A 20,179-nucleotide genomic window follows, 5' to 3' on the forward strand; every position below is an offset into this window, starting at 1 on the left:
GCCGATGAGCACCGCCACCCGCAACACCATCGTCTGTTTCGGCGAAGCACTGATCGATTTCCTCGCCAGCACGCCGGCCGCGGGCGAAACGCGCACGTTCCGCCAGTTCGCCGGCGGCGCCCCGGCCAACGCCGCGGTCGCGGTGGCGAAACTGGGCGGACGCTGCGAATTCGTCGGCATGCTCGGCGAAGACATGTTCGGCGACTTCCTGCTCGACAGCCTGCGCGAACACGGCGCCGGCACCCGCTACGTGCGCCGCACCGCCGCGGCGAAGACCGCGCTGGCCTTCGTCTCGCTCGATCCGGGCGGCGAACGCAGCTTCAGCTTCTACCGCCCGCCCGCCGCCGACCTGTTGTTCCGCGACGCCGACTTCGATGCCGCGTGTTTCGCCGGGGCCAGCGTGTTCCATGTCTGCAGCAACAGCCTGACCGACGCCGACATCGCCGCGGCCACGCTGTCGGGGATGGCGCGCGCGCGCGCCGCCGGCGCGCTGGTCAGCATCGACCTGAACCTGCGCCCGGTGCTGTGGCCGGACGCCACGCCGTCGCTGCCGGTGCTGTGGCGCGCGCTCGAGGCCGCCGACCTCATCAAGCTGGCGCGCGAGGAACTCGAGTACCTGAAGGAAGGCCGGTACGGCGACGACGAGATCGTCGCCCGCCTGCTGCGCACGGCCAGGCTGGTGCTGGTCACCGACGGCGCCGCGCCGATGCGCTGGTACGCGCGCGCGCGCGGCGGCCAGTTGCCGACGATCCGGGTGCCGATGGTCGATTCCACCGCCGCCGGCGACGCCTTCATCGGCGGCCTGCTGTCGCAGTTGCAGCGCGAAGGCGTCGATGCGCGCGCGTTCGACGACTTCCTCGCGCATCCGACGGAACTGGAGCGTTGCCTGCGCTATGCCTCGGCCTGCGGCGCGCTGGCGGTGACCCGGCACGGCGCGTTCGTCGCGCTGCCGACGCACGCGGAGGCGATGGCGCTGCTGGGCGAACCCGTGGCGGCGTGACTGATTTCTGTGGGAGCGGCGTAAGCCGCGACTGCCATCGCCGGGCGCTTTGCGGTCAGTTTCGCAGACCCGGGTTGTTCCCGGTCGCGGCTTACGCCGCTCCTACAGCTTCCGCGCCAGATACCACGCTGCGGCGCCGATCAGGCCCATGTCGGGATCGTCGACCAGGCGCACCGGCACGCGTTCCAGCACCGGGCGCATCACGTCCTTGTCGACCATGCGCGCGGCGAAATCGCTGGCGAGCAACTGCGCCTTCACCTTCAGCGGCACGCCGCCGGCGACGAACACGCCGGTCGCGCCGGTCACCATCACGAGGTCGCCGACCAGGCTGCCGAACAGGCCGCAGAACACGGCCACCGCCTCGCGCGCATGCGGATCGTCGCCCTGTTCCGCCGCGGCCGTCACTTCGGCGGAGGAGCGCAGGCGCGGCGGCGCGCCATCGAGCTCGCACAGCGCGCGATACAGGTTCGACAGGCCCGGCCCCGACACCGCGTGGCCGATGCCGACGTGCGCGGCGCCGTGCCGCATCCAGTGCTGCAGCACCGCCAGTTCGCGCGCGTTGCCCGGCGCCAGCGTGACCTGTTGCGGTTCGCTCGGCAGCACCAGCGTGCCCTCGCCGACCGGCACGCGCAGCGCGGCGCCGAGGCCGGTACCGGGGCCGACCACCAGGGTCGGTCCGGGCGCATGCCCGGCGACACCGGGCGTCAGCAGCGTGGTGTCGGTGTCGTTCATGCACTGCTCGGCATGCGCGACCGCGACGAAATCGTTGACCGCGGCGACCTCGGCGATGCCCAGCGCGCGGATCTGCGCCAGCGAAACCGGCCACGGGACGTTGCGGCTGATGATCGCATCGCCCCGCACCACGCCGGCGATGCCGATCGCCATCGCATCGACGCGCGCACCGGTGACGGCGAGGAAGTCGGCAGCGATCGCGGCCAGCGACGGATGCTCGGCGCACAGGTAGCGGCGCTGCTCGAGCAGTTCGACGACGACGCCGCCGCGGTCGCGGACCAGCGCCAGCCGCGCGTTGGTGCCGCCGACGTCGGCGGCGAGGAAGGCGGCGCTCATGCGGCCTCCGCGGCGCGGCGCAGCGCCTCGACGATGCGGCGCACTTCGGCGGCATCGCTGCGGGTCTCGCCGCCGGCCATGCCCAGCGCGTCCGCCGGCGCGAACCGCATCCGCGACGGCAGCACGCGCTTGGCCGAGGCATGGAACTCGCGGGCGCCGGTCGCGGCCGCCAGCGCGGCAATGTTGCCGGCATCGATGCCCGCGCCCGGCATCACCGCGATGCGGTCGCCGGCCTGTTCGACCAGTCTGCGCAGTCGGGCGCTGCCCGCCGGTGCGCTGGCCGCGCCGCCGGAACTGAGCACGCGCGCGAAGCCGAGTTCGATGGCCGCCTCGAGCGCCGCGGCCGGATCGCGGCAAACGTCGATGGCGCGGGGGAAAGTGAGGTCGAGTCCGTCGGCGACGGCGACCAGCTCGCGGCAGCGCGCGACGTCGACGTCGCCATCCGCGGTCAACGCGCCGACCACCACGCCGTCGCAACCGGCGGCGGCGCAGTGCGCGATGTCGGCCAGCATGGTCCGGTGCTCCTCGTCGCTGTAGGCGAAGTCGCCGGCGCGCGGCCGCACCAGCACGTGCACCGGGATCGACAGGCTTTCGCGCACCAGCGCGATCTGCGCCGGCGACGGGGTCAGCCCGCCCAGCTCCAGCGCAGCGCACAGCTCGATGCGCGCCGCGCCGCCTTCCTGCGCGGCCAGCGCCGAGGCCAGCGAATTGGCGGCGATTTCCAGGACCGGCCCCGGGTTCGGGAATGGCCGGTTCACGGGTATTGCCTCATGCGTTGCTTGCTCCAGTTTTCCGAATGTCCGGCGGCGGGATGTGGCCGGGCGCACTTTCCGTGCAGGCGCATGCACGTTAGCATTGGTCCAACCATTGGACCATACCGTATGGCCATGAAACCGGTGACCGCGATGAAACTTTCCCCGCTCCCCCGTTTGCTGGCGCCGCTGCTGGCCGCCATTGTCGCAGCATTGCCGGCCGCCGCCGCGCCAGCCGGCGCGCCCGCAGCCGAAACCGAGGCGCAAAAGGCCGAACGCATGCAGTGGTTCGCCGACGCGAAATTCGGCGTGTTCATCCACTGGGGCATCTACGCGGTCGACGGCGTCGACGAGTCGTGGTCGTTCTTCAACGGCAAGATGAGCCACGCCGACTACATGAAGCAGCTCGACGGCTTCACCGCGAAACGCTACGACCCGCAGGCCTGGGCCGACCTGATCCGGCGCAGCGGCGCGCGCTACGCGGTGCTGACCACCCGCCACCACGACGGCGTCGCGCTCTGGGACAGCCGGCAGGGCGTCAACGTGGTCCGCGACACGCCGGCGAAGCGCGACCTGGTCGGCCCCTTCGTCGACGCGCTGCGCAAGGACGGGCTGAAGGTCGGCCTGTACTACTCGCTGCCGGACTGGTCGTACGCCGACTACGACGTGTTCACCCGCAAGGAAAAGCGCTACGAACTGAAGGACGAGCCGCAGCGCTGGCGGCGTTTCCTGTCCTACTACCAGGGCCAGCTCGCGGACTTGCAGCGGCGCTACCGCCCCGACCTGATCTGGTTCGACGGCGACTGGGAGCACAACGCGGAGGAATGGCAGTCGGCGAAGACCAAGCGCGACCTGCTGTCGCGCAATCCGGGCGTCATCGTCAATTCGCGCCTCAACGAATACGGCGACTACGCCACGCCCGAACTCGGCCTGCCGGTGGTCCGCCCCGACGCGAAGTGGTGGGAGCTATGCCTGACCATGAACCGCTCGTGGGGCTACCAGCCGCGCGACAACGACTACAAGACGCCGCACCAGCTGATCCGCATCCTCGCCCAGACCGCCAGCATGGGCGGCAACCTGCTGCTCGACATCGGCCCGCGCGAGGATGGCAGCATCGACGAGCGCCAGGTCGGGATCCTCGAGAAGATGGGCCGCTGGACCCGCAAGCACGCCGAGGCGATCTTCGGCAGCGTCGCCGGCATCCCGCTCGACCACTACGCCGGGCCAAGCACGCTGTCGAAGGACGGCAAGACCCTGTACCTGTTCGTCGACGGCCGCCCCGGCGGAGGCGAACTGATGCTGAAGGGCATCGACACCCGGGTGCTGCGCGCGCGCGTGGTCGGCGACGGCCGCGAGCTGAAGCCCTACGTCAGCGGCAAGTACGACTGGAGCAAGGTGCCCGGCCTGCTGTACGTGCCGCTGCCGGACGACGCGCTCGACGCCGACATCACCGTGGTCGCGCTGGAACTGGCCGAACCGATCAAGCTGTACCGCGAAGAATCCAAACCGATCGAGAGCAACGGATGAAACCGCTACGACTCGCCATCGCCGCGCTGCTGTGCGCGGCGGCGCCGCTTTCCGCGCAAGCCGAAGGCAAGGACCCCTACGTGCCGGAAACCGACCCGCTGGTCGTGCGCAAGCTCGAGCAATGGCAGGACTGGAAGTTCGGCTTCATGATGCACTGGGGCGCGTACAGCCAGTGGGGCATCGTCGAGTCGTGGTCGATCTGCTCCGAGGACGTGGACTGGTGCGGGCCGTCGAAGAGCAACGAGCACACGAAGCGGTACGCCAACGACTACGTCGGCTACGTCAAGGCCTACGAGCAGTTGCCGACCACCTTCAATCCGGTGAAATTCGACCCGGAGAGATGGGCCGAGGTCGCGAAGGACGCGGGCACGAAGTACGTGGTCTTCACCACCAAGCACCACGACGGCTTCGCGATGTTCGACACGCAGCAGAGCGACTACAAGATCACCGCGGCCAGCGTGCCGTTCCATTCCAATCCGCGCGCGAACGTGACGAAGGAAGTGTTCGACGCGTTCCGCGCGCAGGGCTTCGGCATCGGCGCCTATTTCTCCAAGCCCGACTGGCACAGCGACGACTACTGGTCGCCGCGCTGGGCCACGCCAAACCGCCACACCAACTACGACACGCGCAAGCACCCGGACATCTGGAAGCGCTTCGTCGACTACACCCACGCGCAGATCGGCGAAATCACCTCGCAATACGGCCCGATCGACATCCTGTGGCTGGACGGCGGCTGGGTGCGCGCGCGCGACACGATGGACGACACCGCGCACGGCATCGCCGGCGTGCCCTGGACGCAGGACATCGACATGCCGGGCCTGGCGGCGCTGGCCAGGAAGAACCAGCCCGGCCTGATCGTCGTCGACCGCGCGGTCGGCGGCCGCTACGAGAACTACCGCACGCCGGAGCAGAAGATCCCCGACGAGCCGCTGCCGTATCCGTGGGAAACCTGCATGACCCTGGGCGATTCGTGGTCGTACGTGCCGAACGACAACTACAAGAGCGCGCGCAGCGTGGTGCAGATGCTGGTCGACGTGGTCGCCAAGGGCGGCAACTACCTGCTCAACGTCGGCCCCGACGGCAACGGCGAACTGCCGGCCGAGGCCGTCGAACGCCTGCACCAGATCGGCCGGTGGATGCGCGTCAACGGCGAGGCGATCTACGCCAGCCGCGCGGTCGCGCCGTACCGCGACGGCAAGTTCCGCTACACCCGGCTGAAGGACGGCACGGTGTACGCGATCTACCTGCCGGACGAAACGGAATCGAAGCTGCCGAAGACCTTGCGCATCCCCGGGCCCGCGCCGGCCGCTGGCGCGCAGGTCACGCTGCTCGGCAACGACGCCGCACTGCGGTGGCATCGCGATGGCGAGGCCACCGTGGTCGAGGTTCCCGCGGCGCTGCGCAATTCCGCCGCCGGCGCCTACGCCTGGGCGTTCCGCCTGCCCGGCGCGGCGGCGGCGCAATGACCCGGGCCTCCGCCCCCCGAATTTCCCTGCCGGACCCGACCGCCATGAAAACCCTCGCCTTCGCCGTCCTCGCCGCGCTCTCGGCAACCCTCCACGCCGCCGAGCCCCCGCAGAAATTCGGCAGCGACCACGACGATCCGCGCACCGCCTATCCGTCGCCGGTTCCTGCAGGCATGCCGGCCTGCGAAGTCGAGGTGCTGCGCCACGGCTTCGACAGCTTCGAGCCGGCGCGCGCGAAGATCGAGGCGGCGAAGCAGTGCCCCGGCCCGTGGCACAGGATCGTGCTGCGCCTCGACGGCGCGGTGAAGGGCCGCCAGTACGACCGCATCGGCCAGTTCTCGGTCGGCGGCGTCACCCTCTTCCGCACCAGCTCGCCGGAACCGTCGCGCGACGGCATCGAATGGCGCGTGGAGAAGGACGTGACCGCCTACGCACCGCTGTTCGCGCAGCCGCAGGACGCGGAGATGTTCCTCGGCAACGTGGTCAACGAGACCTACACCGGCGTGTTCGACGTCAGGCTGACGTTGCTGTTCTTCCGCGCCGACGCCAACCATCCGGCCGCGCGGACCGCCGACATCGTGATGCCGCTGGACGCGCTGCGCGAGGACGGCGCCGACACCGTCGGCAGGGCCACCATCCCCGCCAACACCGAGCGCCTGCTCGCCGAGGTCTACGCCACCGGCTCCGGCGGCGGCTGCGAGGAGTTCTGGTACTACGCCGTGCCGCTGGACGGCTACTGGTGCCAGAACCCGCAGGGGCCGCATCGCGAGGTGCAGGTGCTGCTGGACGGCCGCGTCGCCGGCATCGCCGCGCCCTACCCGCACATCTACACCGGCGGCTGGTCGAACCCATTCCTGTGGTACGCGATCCCCGCGCCGCGCGCCTTCGACATCCGCCCGGTCCGCTACGACCTGACCCCGTTCATCGGCCTGCTCAACGACGGCAAGCCGCACGAAGTGCGCCTGCACGTGGCCGGCGTGCCCGACGGCCGCGAAGGCTGGAAGCTGCTGCCGAACATCCAGGTCTGGCGCGATGCCGGCGTGCAACGCACCCGGGCGAAGCTGCTGGATTACGACGCCGGCCAGCCGTCGCAGGACATGCGGCTGGACACGCTGGATGCGAACGACCAGTCGTTGCACCATCGCGGCACGCACCGCTTCGTCGCCCGCGGCGAGGTGCGCGGCTCGAAGGGCAAGGTCGAAACCACGGTGGAGCGCACGCTCGTCGCCGACGTGCACCATCGCTGGGGTTCGATGGACGACAACGACGACCGCATGCTCGCCGACTGGCGCGATCGCGCCGTGGTGACGCGCAAGGACGAGTCCGGCACGGAATCGGAAACCATCGAGCAGAACTTCGGCTTCGACGGCGGCATCGGCATGGTGGCGCTGGACGGCGGCTCCGCCGGCAAGCCCGGCGAGAAGGGCGACGCCACCGAGAAGACCGACCCGAAGGTCCGCCTGACCACCGACATCCGCATCCACGACGATGCCGAGACCGTGCTTGCGCGCGACGGCCGGCCGCTGTCGACGCGGCGCACGCGCGACCACTTCGTCGGCAGCGCTTCGTACGACCGCGGCGTGCCGCGCGAGCAACGCATCGCGGTGGCCGACACCCGGCAGGTCCATCGCACCGAAGACGAATCCGGCGCCTGCTTCCAGCGCCGCATCGCGACCCGCAACGGCCGCTTCGTCGAAGACGAGACCGGTTGCGGGGAATCCGCGCCGTAGGGCCGGGCGCACCGCGCCCGCGCGGGTTTTCCGCGGGCGCGGATGCAGCGGGCAGGCCCCGCGCTACGGGGTGTCGAACACCGGGTCGGTCAGGCCCTGCACGCTGCGCCCGCGCGCCGCGGCTTCCAGTTCCAGCACGACGATCTCGTTGTCGCCGCGGCGCAGCCACTGCGCCGGCACCAGCAGGGTCTGCTGCGGGCCGATGCGCCAGTAGCGGCCAAGGTGGTGGCCGTTGATCCACACGTGCCCGCGGCCCCAGCCGCGCATGTCGATGTAGCTGTCGCCAAGCCTGCGCAGCCGGAACGTGCCGCGATGGAACGCGGGCGCTTCGAGCCAGCCGTCGGCGAAGGACAGCCGCGACAGGTCGTCCAGCGGCAGCCGAAACATCTCCCACTCCAGCAGCGGCTTGCCCGCGAACCGCACCGGCCCCAGCAGGCCCTTGCGTTCGTCGACCAGGCGCCGACCGTAGTTGATGCGGCCCATGTTCTCGACCAGCAGGTCGAGCTGCCCTGCGTCGACGTCGAGTTCGATGCTGCGCTGGCCGAGGCGGCGGTCCATCGCTCCCAGCGGCTTGCCGTCCTGGTAGAGCAGCGCCATGTCGCGCACGTCGCCGGCTTCCAGCGTCGCCTTCGCCGCGGGCACGCGCGTGCGGTACCAGACGAAGCCGTAGGACTGGTCCAGCTGCTCCATCGCCAGCGGGCGCACCGCGCGCACCGGCTCGGCGAGCAGCGAAGCCAGTGCCGCGGACTGGGTCAGCCCGATGCGCGGAATGGCGATCATCGGCGGCGACGGCGGCACCTCCGGCAGGGTCTCGCCGGGCTTGAGGTGCCGCGCGATCAGCTTGCGCAGCGCATGGTACGCCGGCGTCGGGCGCCCGGCCTCGTCCAGCGGCGCGCCGTAGTCGTAGCTGCTGGTGTCGGGCTGGTACGGCCGGTTTTCCTGATCGCTGTAGTTGGCGCCGTTCATGAAGCCGAAGGTGGTGCCGCCATGGAACATGTACAGGCTGAAGGACACGTCGCGCTCCAGCATCCAGCCGATGTCCTTGAGGATGTTGTCGACCTGGCCGGTGTGGTGCTGCTCGCCCCAGTGGTCGAACCAGCCGGGGTAGTACTCGCCCGCCATGCGCGGCGTCCTGCCGCGGAACTTCTCCAGTTCGGCGAATGCCCCGGCCGGATCCCCGCCGAAATTCACCACCGGGAGCACGTCCGGCAGCGTGCCGCCACCGAGCATCTGCGGGGTGGGGCCGTCGGCGGTGTACAGCAGGCCGTCGAAGCCGGCGGCGCGCAGCGCGTCGCGGATGCTGGCCATGTAGCCGTGGTCGGCGCCGAACGAGCCGTATTCGTTCTCCACCTGCACCATCAGGATCGGGCCGCCGTGCGCGACCTGCAGCGGCGCCAGGCGCTTGCCGACCTCGCCCAGGAAGCGCGTGGCCGCGGCGACGTAGCGCGGATCGGAAGTGCGGATGCGCAGGTCCGGCGTCTTCAGCAGCCACGCCGGGAAGCCGCCCAATTCCCACTCCGCGCAGGCGTAGGGCCCGGGGCGCAGGATCACCCACAGGCCTTCCTCCTGCGCGATGCGCACGAATTCGGCGATGTCGTTCTGGCCGCTGAAGTCGAACTGGCCCGGGCGCGGCTCGTGCAGGTTCCAGAACAGGTAGGTGCCGACCGTGTTCAGGCCCATCGCCTTCATCATGCGCAGGCGGTCGCGCCAGTGCTCGCGCGGCACGCGGCTGAAATGCATCTCGCCGCCGCGGATCACGAAGGGCTTGCCGTCGAGCAGGAACTGCTCGCCCTTCCAGCCGAAGCTGTGCGTGGCCGCGGCCGGCTGCGCCATGGCCGGCGCCGCCGCCAGCGCGCCGAGCAGGGCCAGCGCGCCGGCGATGCGCCGGAAACCCTGGTTCCAATGCGAAGAATGGGTCATGTCGATTCCGTCGATGGCGTTCATTCGCCGTGGTAGTCGGGGCGCTTCCACCCGCTGTCCGGCGCGCGATGCAGGGCCACGCGCGCCAGGCGCGGCGCGGCGTAGGCGAATTCGATCGCCACGCGGAGCTTGCGCGCGCGCGTCGGCGGTATCCGGTCGAGCTTGCAGTGGCCGATCGTCGTGCCCCACGCCAGCGGTTTCCAACCCTCGCCGGCATCGACGTCGACGCGGTAGTTGGCGATGTGCTGGCCGTGCTCGATCGCTTCCTCCAGGCGGATCACGTCGAACTCGGCGTCCCGCGGGAGTTCCAGTTCGATCCAGCCGGCGCGCGCATCGGCACCGGGGGTCCAGGAACGCGCGGGATCGTCGACCAGCACGTTGGCCGCGTCGCGTTGCGCCGCGCTGGCGCGCACCGTGGCGCCTGCGGCGAAGTCGTTCGCCAGCATCGCCGCGCGCAACCCGGCGAAGCCGCGCAGGCTCTCGACGTCGCGTTGGTGGAAGCGGCCATCGCGCGTCGGCGGCACGTTCAGCAGCAGCTTGCTGTTGCGGCCGACCGAGGTGAAGTACAGGCCCAGCAGGTTGTCGGCGCTGCGCACCTGGCCGTCCTGCTCCGCGTGCCAGAACCAGCCGGGGCGGATCGACACGTCGGTTTCGCCCGGGCGCCAGGCGTAGCCGTACGGGTCGCCCTGCTGCAGCGCCTCGTGCGTCCACGGATCGTTGGCGCCGGGGCGCGGCACCCGCGCCGGGTCGACGCTGGCCCAGCAGGTGCTGCCGGCGCTGCCGCTCTCGTTGCCGATCCAGCGCAGGTCGGGGCCGGCGTCGGAGAACATCAGCGCCTGCGGTTGCAGCGCGCGCACGGTGCGGTGGATGCGCGGCCAGTCGTAACGCTGGCGTTTGCCGCTCGGGCCTTCGCCGTTGGCGCCGTCGAACCACACTTCGACCACCGGGCCGTAGCCGGTCAGCAGTTCGGTCAATTGCGCGATGTAGAAATCGTCGTAGGCCTTGCCTTCGCCGTAGACCTTCGCGTTGCGGTCCCATGGCGACAGGTAGAAGCCGACGCCCAGCCCTTCGGCGCGGCAGGCATCGGCGAACTCGCGCACCACGTCGCCCTTGCCGCCGCGCCACGGGCTGCCGGCGACCGAGTGCGCGGTGGTCTTCGTCGGCCACAGGCAGAAGCCGTCGTGGTGCTTGGCGGTGAGGATCATGCTGCCGAAGCCGCATTCCCTGGCCGTGCGCGCCCACTGCCGCGCGTCCAGCGCGGACGGATCGAAGACGCGCGGGCTTTCGCTGCCGTCGCCCCACTCCCTGCCGGTGAAGGTGTTCACCGTGAAGTGCACGAACATCGCCAGCCGTTCGCGCTGCCACGCCAGTTGTGCGGCGCTGGGGCGCGGGCGCGCGGCCGGCGGGGTGGCCGCGCCTGCGGTCGCCGCGGCCCCGGCACGCGCCGCGGGCGCCAGCGCGCCCGCCAACCCGGCCGCGCCCGCGCCGAGCACGCCGCGCCGCGTCCAGCGCGGCGATCCTTCCATCGTCATTCGCGATCTCCCTCCGGTCCGCTACCGGCGCGTCGGTAGACCCTGACGTAATCGATGTAGTAGCGCTGCGGCAGCGCCGCGTCGTCGATGCCCTGCTGGCCGCCCCAGCCGCCGCCCAGCGCGGTGTTGATCAACAGGTAGAACGGCTTGTCGTAGGGCCATTCGTCGCTGCCCTTGCCGCTGTTGGCGTAGCCGTGGATCTTCTGCCCGTCGACGAAGAAGTCGAGCCGGTCCGGGAACCATTCCAGCGCATACACGTGGAATTCGCGGTACGGCGCGGCGACCACGGCGTTCCCGCTCTTCTGCGTGCCCTTGCCGCCGTTGAACGCCGGCGTGTGGATGGTGGCGTGCACGCGGTCGGGGTCGAAGCCGACGTTCTCCATGATGTCGATCTCGCCGCAGGCCGGCCAGCCGACCTGCGGGCGGTCGCTGCCCATCATCCAGATCGCCGGCCACAGGCCGCGGCCGGTCGGCAGCCTGGCGCGCACCTCGACGCGGCCGTAGCGCCAGCTCGCGCGCGCCTCGGTGGTTACGCTGGCGGAGGTGTACTGCGCGCCGCGGTAGCGTTCCCTGCGCGTCTCGATCACCAGCATGCCGTCCTCGACCCACGCGTTCTCCTTGCGCGCGCGGGTGTAGTACTGCGCCTCGTTGTTGCGGACGAAACCTTCCTCGTAGTTCCACTTCGCCGGATCGGGCAGGCCGCGGTAGTCGAACTCGTCGGACCAGACCAGCTTCCACTGCGCGGCCGCCGTCGCGGCATCGACGCAAGCCAGCGACAGGCCAAGCGCGGCCAACGACCACGCCAGCCCGCGCCGCAGCGGCGCCGGGAACCGCCCGTCCCGCCGGCGGAATCCACCCTTCATGGCGCTTGCGCCGGCACCGGGGCGGGCCGGACGAACGGCGGCGGCGGCAACGCTGCCGCGTACAGGTATTTCATTGGCTTCACGGGCCAGTCTCCATTGCGTTTGGCGACGGCGTGGAACGCCCGGCGCTCCCCTTGCCATCGGCGGACGGCTGGCATTGGTCCAACCTTTGTACCAAACTAAGTCGAGATGCGCGGAATGGCAACCGCATCCGCACCGGTCGACCGCGCCTTCCTTCGGGAGAAGCACGCACGGGCCTTGCGCAACCGCCGATTCGCAGCTTGGGGATCGCTTCCGGAAATGGACAGAGCATGGGCAGGAACGGCAGATCGTGATCGGCCATCCGGGACGCACGCGGGGCGGGCGGCCATCCGGCGAGGGAATCGGCCGCGACCCCACCACGCCGGGGCCGCAGCCTGATACGCCGCCCATGGAGCTGTCCCGCCCGATTTCCCGCCCGTGCATCGCGGCAGCGTTCGTGCTGGCCTGCCTGTCCACGCCGGCCGCCCCGCTGCAGGCGCTCGACAACGGCCTGGCGCGCACGCCGCCGATGGGCTGGAACAGCTGGAACCATTTCCGCTGCAACGGCGTGAACGAAGCCGTGGTCCGCGCCGCCGCCGACGCGATGGTCGCCAGCGGCATGCGCGATGCCGGCTACCGCTACGTCGTGCTCGACGACTGCTGGCAGGCGCCGGCGCGCGATGCCGACGGCCGGCTGCAGGCCGACCCGCGGCGCTTCCCTTCCGGGATCGAAGCGCTGGCCGACTACGTGCACGCGCGCGGCCTGCGCTTCGGCCTGTACGCGGTGCCCGGCAGCGAGACCTGCGCGATGCACTGGGACAGGTACCCGGCGCGCGGCATCGGCTCGTTCGGCCACGAAGCCATCGATGCCGCAACCTTCGCCGGCTGGGGCGTCGATTACCTGAAGTACGACTGGTGCCGCGCCGACGAAACCGAAGGCCTGGCCCGGCCCGAGGCCTTCGCGAAGATGCGCGACCTGCTGGCCGCGACCGGCCGGCCCATCGTCTACGGAATCAGCGAGTACGGCCATACAAGGCCATGGACCTGGGCCGCGCCCATCGCCAACCTGTGGCGCACCACCGAGGACATCCGGCCCACCTGGGAATCGTTGATGAAGATCATCGACCGGCAGGCGGCGCTGTCGCCGTATTCCGCGCCGGGCGCCTGGAACGACCCGGACATGCTGCAGGTCGGCAACCGCGGCCTGGCGGAGAACGAAAGCCGCGCGCACTTCAGCCTGTGGGCGCTGCTCAACGCGCCGCTGATGGCCGGGAACGACCTGGCCGGCATGGACGAAGCCACGCGCCGCATTCTGACCAACCGCGAAGTGATCGCGGTCGACCAGGACTGGGGCGGCCGCCAGGGCGAACGCCTGCGCGACGACGGCGAACGCGAGGTCTGGGCCAAGCCGATGTCCGGCGGCGGCGTCGCGGTGGTGCTGCTGAATCGCGGCGATGCGGCCGCGGACATCGCCGTCGGCCGCGCCGAACTCGGCCTGCCGGCCGCGGCCCGCTGCAAGGCGCGGGACCTGTGGCACGGCCGGACCCGCAGGCTGGCCGCCACCCTGCGGCGCCGCGTGGCCGCCCGCGACGTGGCGATGCTGCGCATCGCCTGTTCCGGTGCGGCATCCAGCCAGTCCCATCGATTCCGTAACGACGAGGTGACCGACAGATGATTCCCGCTTCCCCTGCCCCGCGCGCCGCGCGCCTCCTGGCCATCGGCCTGCTGCTCATGGCCGGCCAGGCCAGCGCGGCGACGGAACTGCCATCGATCCTGCCGGCGCCGGCGCGAATGCAGGCGCTCGACGGCGGCTACACGCCGGCGGCGAAACCGCGCATCGCGCTGGCGCCGTACGACCGCGAGATGCGCGAACTGGGCAAGCTGGCGAAGGACATCGTCGAGGCGAACTGGAAGGCGCCGGCGACGGTCGCCCGCGACGCCGAAGGCAAGCGCGCCGACGTGCGGCTTTCGCTCGAACCCGACGCGGCCGCGAACCGCGAGTCGTACCGCCTGCGCATCGACGCCGACGGCATCCGCATCGCCGCGCCGAGCACCGCCGGCCTGTTCTACGGCCTGCAGACCCTGCGCCAGATCGTCGAGCAGGACGACGCGCAGGACGGCATCGCCGCGCTGCAGGTCGACGACGCGCCGCGCTTCGGCTACCGCGGCCTGCACCTGGATTCGGCGCGCCACCTGCAGCCGCTGGACTACATCAAGCGCCAGCTCGAGCTGATGGCCCGCTACAAGTTCAACACCTTCCACTGGCACCTGACCGACGACCAGGGCTGGCGCCTGCAGATCAAGCGCTGGCCGAAGCTGACCACGGTCGGCGCGTACCGGCGGGAGACGATGCTCGATCGCCACTTCACGCCCTACGTCGGCGACGGCAAGCCCTACGGCGGCTTCTACACCCAGGCGCAGGCGCGCGAGATCGTGGCCTATGCGAAGAAGCTGCACATCGACGTGATCCCCGAGATCGACATGCCCGGGCACATGGTCGCCGCGCTGGCTGCCTACCCGGAACTGGGCTGCACGCCGGGACCGTTCGAGGTGCTCACCATCTGGGGCGTCGCCGACGACATCCTGTGCCCCAGCGAAAAGACCTTCGGCTTCGTCACCGACGTGCTGGACGAAGTCATCGACATCTTCCCGTCGCCGTACATCCACGTCGGCGGCGACGAAGCGCCGACCGTCCGCTGGGAACAGAGCGAACTTGCGCAGGGCATCATCAGGCGCGAAGGCCTGAAGGACGAGCACGCGCTGCAGGGCTGGTTCCTGCGCCGGGTCGAGGCCTTCGTCAATTCGAAGGGCCGCAAGATCATCGGCTGGGACGAGATCCTCGACGGTTCGCCCTCGCCCACCGCCACGGTGATGTCGTGGCGCGGCATGGCCGGCGGGATCAAGGCCGCGCAACTGGGCCACGACGTGATCATGTCGCCGGTCGACTACGCCTACTTCGACTACTGCCAGGGCGACCCGAAGCGCGAGCCGATCTGCATCGGCAACTTCCTGCCGCTGCGCAAGGTCTACGGCTTCGAACCGGTGCCCGACGCGCTGACCGCCGGACAGGCGAAGCACATCCTCGGCGGCCAGGCCAACCTGTGGACCGAATACCTGAAGACGCCGGAAAGCCTGGAATACATGCTGTGGCCGCGCGCGCTGGCGATGAGCGAAGTGCTGTGGTCGCCGCGCGGGCGCCGCGACTGGGACGGCTTCCAGCAGCGCCTCGGCCCGCAGCTCGCGGCGCTGGACAAGGCCGGCGTCAACTACCGGATTCCCGAAGTCGAAGGCCTGGAAGCCGACTTCGCCACCCGCGACGCAAGCGCGCCGCTGTCGCTGCGCACCGGCATTCCCGGCGCGAGGATCCTGTACACGCTGGACGGCAGCGACCCGACCGCGCAGTCGCCGGCCTACGCCGGCCCGCGGACGCTCGACGTGCGCAACCGGGTCGCCGTCAGTGCGCGCCTGCAACTGGCCGACGGCCGCCTGGGCCCGATCAGCCGCGCGAACTTCGAACAGGTCCGGCTGCTGCCCGCGGAAAAGGCCCGGCCGCGCCTGGGCGCCGGCCTGCAGCGCGACTACTACGAAGCCGCCGTGTCGGATACCGGCGAGTTGCCGGCGCTGAAGCCGGTGCGCAGCGACTACGCCGACGCCATCGGCATTCCCGCCGATGCGCGGCCGGCCGAGTTCGGCCTGCGCTTCCACGGCTGGCTGGACGCGCCGGAGGACGGCGTGTACCGCTTCGGCCTGGTGTCGGACGACGGCGCGCGCCTGCTGGTCGACGGCAGGGAAGTGATCGAACGCGACGGCTTCCGCGGCGCGGACCGCAGCATCGGCAGCATCGGCCTGGAGGCCGGCCTGCACCGCATCGAACTGCGCTATTTCCAGGGCGGCGGCGGCAGCGCACTGCAACTGCAGGTCGAAACCGACGGCCAGCCGGCGCGGGCGATTCCCGGCGACTGGCTGCGGCATTGAGCCGCCGGACGGGCCGGTCCCGCGCTTGCTGCGCAGCAGCACCGCGGGACCGGCCTTCCGGGTTAAGCTTGGGCGAATTAGATCGATCAAATCCCGGGAAATTCCGCCATGCGCGGAATTCCCCACAGAACCGAGAGCTGCCACCGATGCCCGCCCGTCCCGCGCCCCCGGCCCACCCCCGCTTCGCCCTGAAACTCGTCCTGTGGCTGGCCTGCGCCGTGGCGTCGCCCGGCGTACTGGCGCAGGCCTTCGCCGAAACCACGCTCGACGGCGGCTGGCAGTTCCGCCTGGCCCCCGGCAGCGCACAGGCGGCGGCGCACCCCGAAGCCGTCGCCTGGCACGCGGCCACGGTCCCGGGCACGGTGCACACCGACCTGTTCGCGAACCGGCTGATCCTCGACCCCTACGTCGGCGCGCCGGAAGCCGGGCTGCAGTGGATCGGCCTGGCCGACTGGGAATACCGGACCACCTTCGATGCGCCGCGCGATGCGCTGGACGACGCGCGCAGCGACCTGGTGTTCGAAGGCCTGGACACGCTGGCCGAGGTATTCCTCAACGGCGAGAAGCTGCTCGACGCCGACAACTTCTTCCGCACCTGGCGCGCGCCGGTGCAGGGCCGGCTGCGCGAAGGCGGCAACGAACTGCGCATCGTGTTCCATTCGCCGATCGCAACCCTGCTGCCGAAGGTGCAGGCGATGCCGACCAAGATCGCCGGCAACTATCCCTCGCCCTACGGCGACGAGCCGAAGGACGCGATGACCGCCAACTTCGTGCGCAAGCCCGGCTACCACTACGGCTGGGACTGGGGCCCGCGCTACGTCACCGCCGGCGTGTGGAAGCCGGTGAAGCTGCAGCGCTGGGACGCGCTGCGCATCGACGACGTGCAGTTGCGCCAGGACAAGGTCGACGCCGAACGCGCGGACGTCGCCGTGCGCGTCGGCGTGGATGCCGCGCGCGCCGGCAAATACGAATTGCGCCTGTGGCGGACCGCGCCGGACGGCAAGCGCACGCAAGCGGCGAAGCAGGACATCGACGTCGCCGCCGGCACCAGCACCATCGAGGTACCGGTGGCGATCGACAAGCCGCAGCGCTGGTTCCCGGCCGGCTACGGCGCGCAGCCGCTGTACCGCTTCGACGTGGAGATCCGCGCCGGTCGCAAGACCGTGGCCAGCGCCAGTGAACGCACCGGCCTGCGCAGCGTCGCCCTGGTCCGCACGCCGGACGCCAGGGGCCGCAGCTTCCATTTCGAAATCAACGGCATCCCGGTGTTCGCCAAGGGCGCGAATTCGATCCCGTTCGACATGTTCCAGCCGCGGGTGACCAAGGCGCAGCTGCGCCGCGTGCTGGAGTCGGCGGTCGCGGCCAACATGAACATGATCCGCAGCTGGGGCGGCGGCTATTACGAGAGCGACGACTTCTTCGACATCGCCGACGAACTCGGCCTGCTGGTCTGGCAGGACTTCATGTTCGGCGGCGGCATGCAACCGGCGTACGAGGACGCCTTCCGCGACAACGTCATCGCCGAGGCGCGCGACAACGTGCGCCGCCTGCGCGACCATCCCAGCATCGTCCTGTGGTGCGGCAACAACGAGGAAGAGATCGCCTGGAAATACTGGGGCGGTGGCGATTACGGCCAGGCCCTGAAGGCGAAGGACCCGGCGTTCGCCGAGAAGGTCTGGAACGGCTACGTGCAGTTGTTCGGCACCGACCTGCGCAAGGTCGTGGCCGAGGAAGCCGGCGGCATCGCCTACTGGGCCAGTTCGCCCAGCGACGACCTGGCCGAGGTCGCGAACACGCCGGCCAGCGGCGACATGCACTACTGGGAAGTGTGGGGCAATCCCGCGCATCCGCCGGTGAAGTACCTGGAGATCACCCCGCGCTTCATGTCCGAATACGGCCTGCAGGCATGGCCGGTGCAGCGCACGATCGACGCATTCGCCCGGCGCGACGAGCAGGCCATCGATTCGCCGGTGATCGAGGCGCACCAGAAGTTCCTCGCCGGCAAGGGCAACGAGCGGCTGATGAAGTACGTGGACTACGAATTCGGCGAACCGAAGGACTTCGCCGACTTCGTCTACCTGAGCCAGGCCGCGCAGGCCGAGGGCATCGAGCTGGCCGCGCTGCACCATCGCGCCAGCCGCCCGTACACGATGGGCTCGCTGTACTGGCAGCTCAACGACGTGTGGCCGGGCGCCTCGTGGTCGGGCATCGACTGGTTCGGGCGCTGGAAGGCGCTGCAGTTCCATGCGCGCCGCTTCTTCGCCCCGGTCGCGGTGGCCGCGCTGCGCAACGCCGAAGGCAAGACACAAGTCAGCCTGCTCAATGACCGCGTCGACGCGCGCCGCGGCGAATTGCGCCTGCGCGTGATGTCGCTGGACGGGAAAGTGCTGCGCGACGAGCGCAAGGCGGTGGAACTGGCGCCGCTGTCATCGACGAGGATCGCCGACTACGCCGACGCCGAACTGCTCGCTGGCGCCGATCCGGCGACGACGGTCGCGGTGTTCGAGCTCGAGGTCGAAGGCGAGCCGGCATCGCGCGACGTGGTGTACTTCAGGGCCGCCAAGGACATGGCGTGGGCCGACCCGGGCCTGCATGCTGAACTTCGCCGCGATGGTCATCATCATTATGCGCTCGATCTGCACGCGACGAAGCTGGCGCGTGCGGTGTGGATCGACTTCGGCGACCTGGACGCCGAACCGTCCGACAACGCGCTGACCCTGCTGCCCGGCGAAAGCGCCACCCTGCGCGTGGATTCCGCCGCCAGCCTCGACGACCTGCGTGCCGCATTGAAAGTGCGCACGCTGGCCGATGCCCTGTAGGGCGGGTCCTGACCCGCCATTGCCTTGCCCGATCCGCGGCGGCGATCATCGAAGGCGACAGCCACGATCATTGCCGTCGCAACCGGAATCACCACGACGGCGGGTCAGGACCCGCCCTACGCAACAATCTGGAGTTGAACCGATGACCGCGATACCCGACCACGACGACTTCCGCAGCGAAGCCTTCCTGCGCGAACACGTCCGCAAGACGATGGCCTTCTACCACCCGCGCTGCATCGACCCGGCGGGCGGCTTCTTCCACTATTTCAAGGACGACGGCACGGTCTACGACGCCGCGCACCGCCACCTGGTCAGCAGCACGCGCTTCGTCTTCAACTACGCGACGGCCGCGAACGAGTTCGGCGGCGAGGATGCCGCGCTGCGCGACGAATACCTGCAGGCGGTTCGCCACGGCCTGGCCTTCCTGCGCGACAGGCATCGCGACCCGCAGAGCGGCGGCTACTTCTGGACCCTGCGCGACGGCCAGCCGGAAGACACCATGCAGCACTGCTATGGCGCGGCGTTCGTGCTGCTGGCGTATTCGACCGCGCTCAAGGCCGGCATCGCGGAAGCGAAGCCGTGGATGGACGAGACCTGGGACCTGCTGGAACGGCGCTACTGGGACGAGGACGCCGGCCTGTACCGCGACGAGGCCGACCGCGACTGGAACTTCTCCAGCTACCGCGGGCAGAACGCGAACATGCACATGTGCGAGGCGATGCTGGCCGCGTACGAGGCCAGCGACGACCTGCGCTACCTGATCCGCGCGCTGCTGCTGGCCGACAACATGACCCAGCGCCAGGCCGCGCACGCCGGCGGCCTGGTGTGGGAACACTACGACCAGGACTGGAACATCGACACCGACTACCACCGCGACGATCCGCGCCACCTGTTCCGGCCGTGGGGCTTCCAGCCCGGCCACCAGACCGAATGGGCGAAGCTGCTGCTGATCCTCGACGGCCACCTGCGCCGGGCGGGCATGCCGGTGGTCGCGTGGCTGGTGCCGAAGGCGCGCGAACTGTTCGACCGCGCGGTCGCCGCGGCGTGGGACGAGGAATTCGGCGGACTGGTCTACGGCTTCGCGCCGGAGAAGCTGCGCAAGGACATCCCCGGCCGTTCGCTGCCCGACGGCGAGAACTTCGTCTGCGACGAGGACAAGTATTTCTGGGTGCAGGCCGAGTCGATCGCCACCGCCGCGCGCCTGGCCGTCGCCGCGGACGCTTCGTACTGGGACTGGTACGACCGCTTGTGGGATTACGCCTGGCAACACATGGTCGACCATCGATACGGCGCGTGGTACCGGATCCTCGATCGCCAGAACCGCAAGTACGACGACGAGAAGAGCCCCGCCGGCAAGACCGACTACCACACCATGGGCGCCTGCCACGACGTGCTGCACGTGTTGCGCCGGGGCCGCTGAGCCGTCGCGGGCGCGCATGCCGCGCCCTTCGCTCCGCTTCTGCCCCGGCGCGGACCACCGTGCCGGGTTTTCGTCGTTTCCTCCCT

13 protein-coding genes are annotated in these 20,179 nt (G+C 70.3%); 8 read left to right on the forward strand and 5 right to left on the reverse strand.

Translation table 11 applies throughout. The features are described 5' to 3' along the window. The first annotated feature begins 4 nt into the window (after positions 1-4). Positions 5-1,000 carry a carbohydrate kinase family protein gene (locus CSC71_RS10460; protein ID WP_162374319.1) on the forward strand — a complete coding sequence of 332 codons (996 nt, stop codon included), beginning with the start codon at positions 5-7 and terminating at the stop codon, positions 998-1,000. Between the two features lie 102 nt (positions 1,001-1,102). Here CSC71_RS10460 and CSC71_RS10465 read toward each other — a convergent pair whose 3' ends face one another. Beyond that, positions 1,103-2,068 carry a glucokinase gene (locus CSC71_RS10465; RefSeq protein ID WP_162374320.1) on the reverse strand — a complete coding sequence of 322 codons (966 nt, stop codon included), beginning with the start codon at positions 2,066-2,068 and terminating at the stop codon, positions 1,103-1,105. Next, on the reverse strand, positions 2,065-2,826 hold the full coding sequence (locus CSC71_RS10470) for a copper homeostasis protein CutC (RefSeq protein ID WP_162374321.1): 762 nt from the start codon (positions 2,824-2,826) through the stop codon (positions 2,065-2,067). The genes CSC71_RS10465 and CSC71_RS10470 overlap by 4 nt, the downstream gene beginning before the upstream one ends. Before the next feature lie 147 nt (positions 2,827-2,973). Here CSC71_RS10470 and CSC71_RS10475 point away from each other — a divergent pair, with 147 nt between their 5' ends. From CSC71_RS10475 to CSC71_RS10485, 3 genes are read left to right on the forward strand one after another with little or no spacing between them, the layout of a single operon-like run. Then, on the forward strand, positions 2,974-4,347 hold the full coding sequence (locus CSC71_RS10475) for an alpha-L-fucosidase (RefSeq protein WP_162374322.1): 1,374 nt from the start codon (positions 2,974-2,976) through the stop codon (positions 4,345-4,347). Further along, entirely contained in the window at positions 4,344-5,813 is a 1,470-nt protein-coding gene (locus CSC71_RS10480) for an alpha-L-fucosidase (protein WP_162374323.1), read from the forward strand. The genes CSC71_RS10475 and CSC71_RS10480 overlap by 4 nt, the downstream gene beginning before the upstream one ends. A 44-nt stretch (positions 5,814-5,857) precedes the next feature. Beyond that, positions 5,858-7,543 (forward strand): peptide-N4-asparagine amidase, encoded by a 1,686-nt coding sequence (locus CSC71_RS10485; protein WP_162374324.1) that lies wholly within the window; start codon positions 5,858-5,860, stop codon positions 7,541-7,543. A 63-nt stretch (positions 7,544-7,606) separates the two neighbouring features. Here CSC71_RS10485 and CSC71_RS10490 read toward each other — a convergent pair whose 3' ends face one another. From CSC71_RS10490 to CSC71_RS10500, 3 genes are read right to left on the reverse strand one after another with little or no spacing between them, the layout of a single operon-like run. Then, the gene (locus CSC71_RS10490) at positions 7,607-9,463 is read right to left on the reverse strand and encodes a glycoside hydrolase family 35 protein (RefSeq protein WP_162374325.1); all 1,857 of its coding nucleotides are present in this window, start codon (positions 9,461-9,463) and stop codon (positions 7,607-7,609) included. Between the two features lie 20 nt (positions 9,464-9,483). After that, complete coding sequence (locus CSC71_RS10495; RefSeq protein WP_246192146.1) at positions 9,484-10,995, reverse strand: alpha-L-fucosidase; 1,512 nt, start codon at positions 10,993-10,995, stop codon at positions 9,484-9,486. Continuing rightward, positions 10,992-11,858 (reverse strand): glycoside hydrolase family 16 protein, encoded by an 867-nt coding sequence (locus CSC71_RS10500; protein ID WP_162374326.1) that lies wholly within the window; start codon positions 11,856-11,858, stop codon positions 10,992-10,994. The genes CSC71_RS10495 and CSC71_RS10500 overlap by 4 nt, the downstream gene beginning before the upstream one ends. 430 nt (positions 11,859-12,288) lie before the next feature. On the opposite strand from CSC71_RS10500, the gene CSC71_RS10505 reads away from it, so the two are divergent. From CSC71_RS10505 to CSC71_RS10520, 4 genes are all read left to right on the forward strand, one after another. Beyond that, complete coding sequence (locus tag CSC71_RS10505) at positions 12,289-13,554, forward strand: glycoside hydrolase family 27 protein (RefSeq protein WP_162374327.1); 1,266 nt, start codon at positions 12,289-12,291, stop codon at positions 13,552-13,554. Then, positions 13,551-15,854, forward strand: coding sequence for a family 20 glycosylhydrolase (locus CSC71_RS10510; RefSeq protein WP_162374328.1), 2,304 nt, complete (start codon positions 13,551-13,553; stop codon positions 15,852-15,854). The genes CSC71_RS10505 and CSC71_RS10510 overlap by 4 nt, the downstream gene beginning before the upstream one ends. Before the next feature lie 146 nt (positions 15,855-16,000). Further along, positions 16,001-18,673, forward strand: a complete 2,673-nt coding sequence (locus CSC71_RS10515) for a beta-mannosidase (RefSeq protein WP_162374329.1) — start codon at positions 16,001-16,003, stop codon at positions 18,671-18,673. A gap of 142 nt (positions 18,674-18,815) precedes the next feature. Further along, complete coding sequence (locus tag CSC71_RS10520; RefSeq protein ID WP_162374330.1) at positions 18,816-20,093, forward strand: AGE family epimerase/isomerase; 1,278 nt, start codon at positions 18,816-18,818, stop codon at positions 20,091-20,093. Positions 20,094-20,179 lie beyond the last annotated feature (86 nt).

This window comes from Pseudoxanthomonas sangjuensis (genome assembly GCF_010211755.1).
In the GTDB taxonomy this organism is placed as follows: Bacteria; Pseudomonadota; Gammaproteobacteria; order Xanthomonadales; family Xanthomonadaceae; genus Pseudoxanthomonas_A; species Pseudoxanthomonas_A sangjuensis.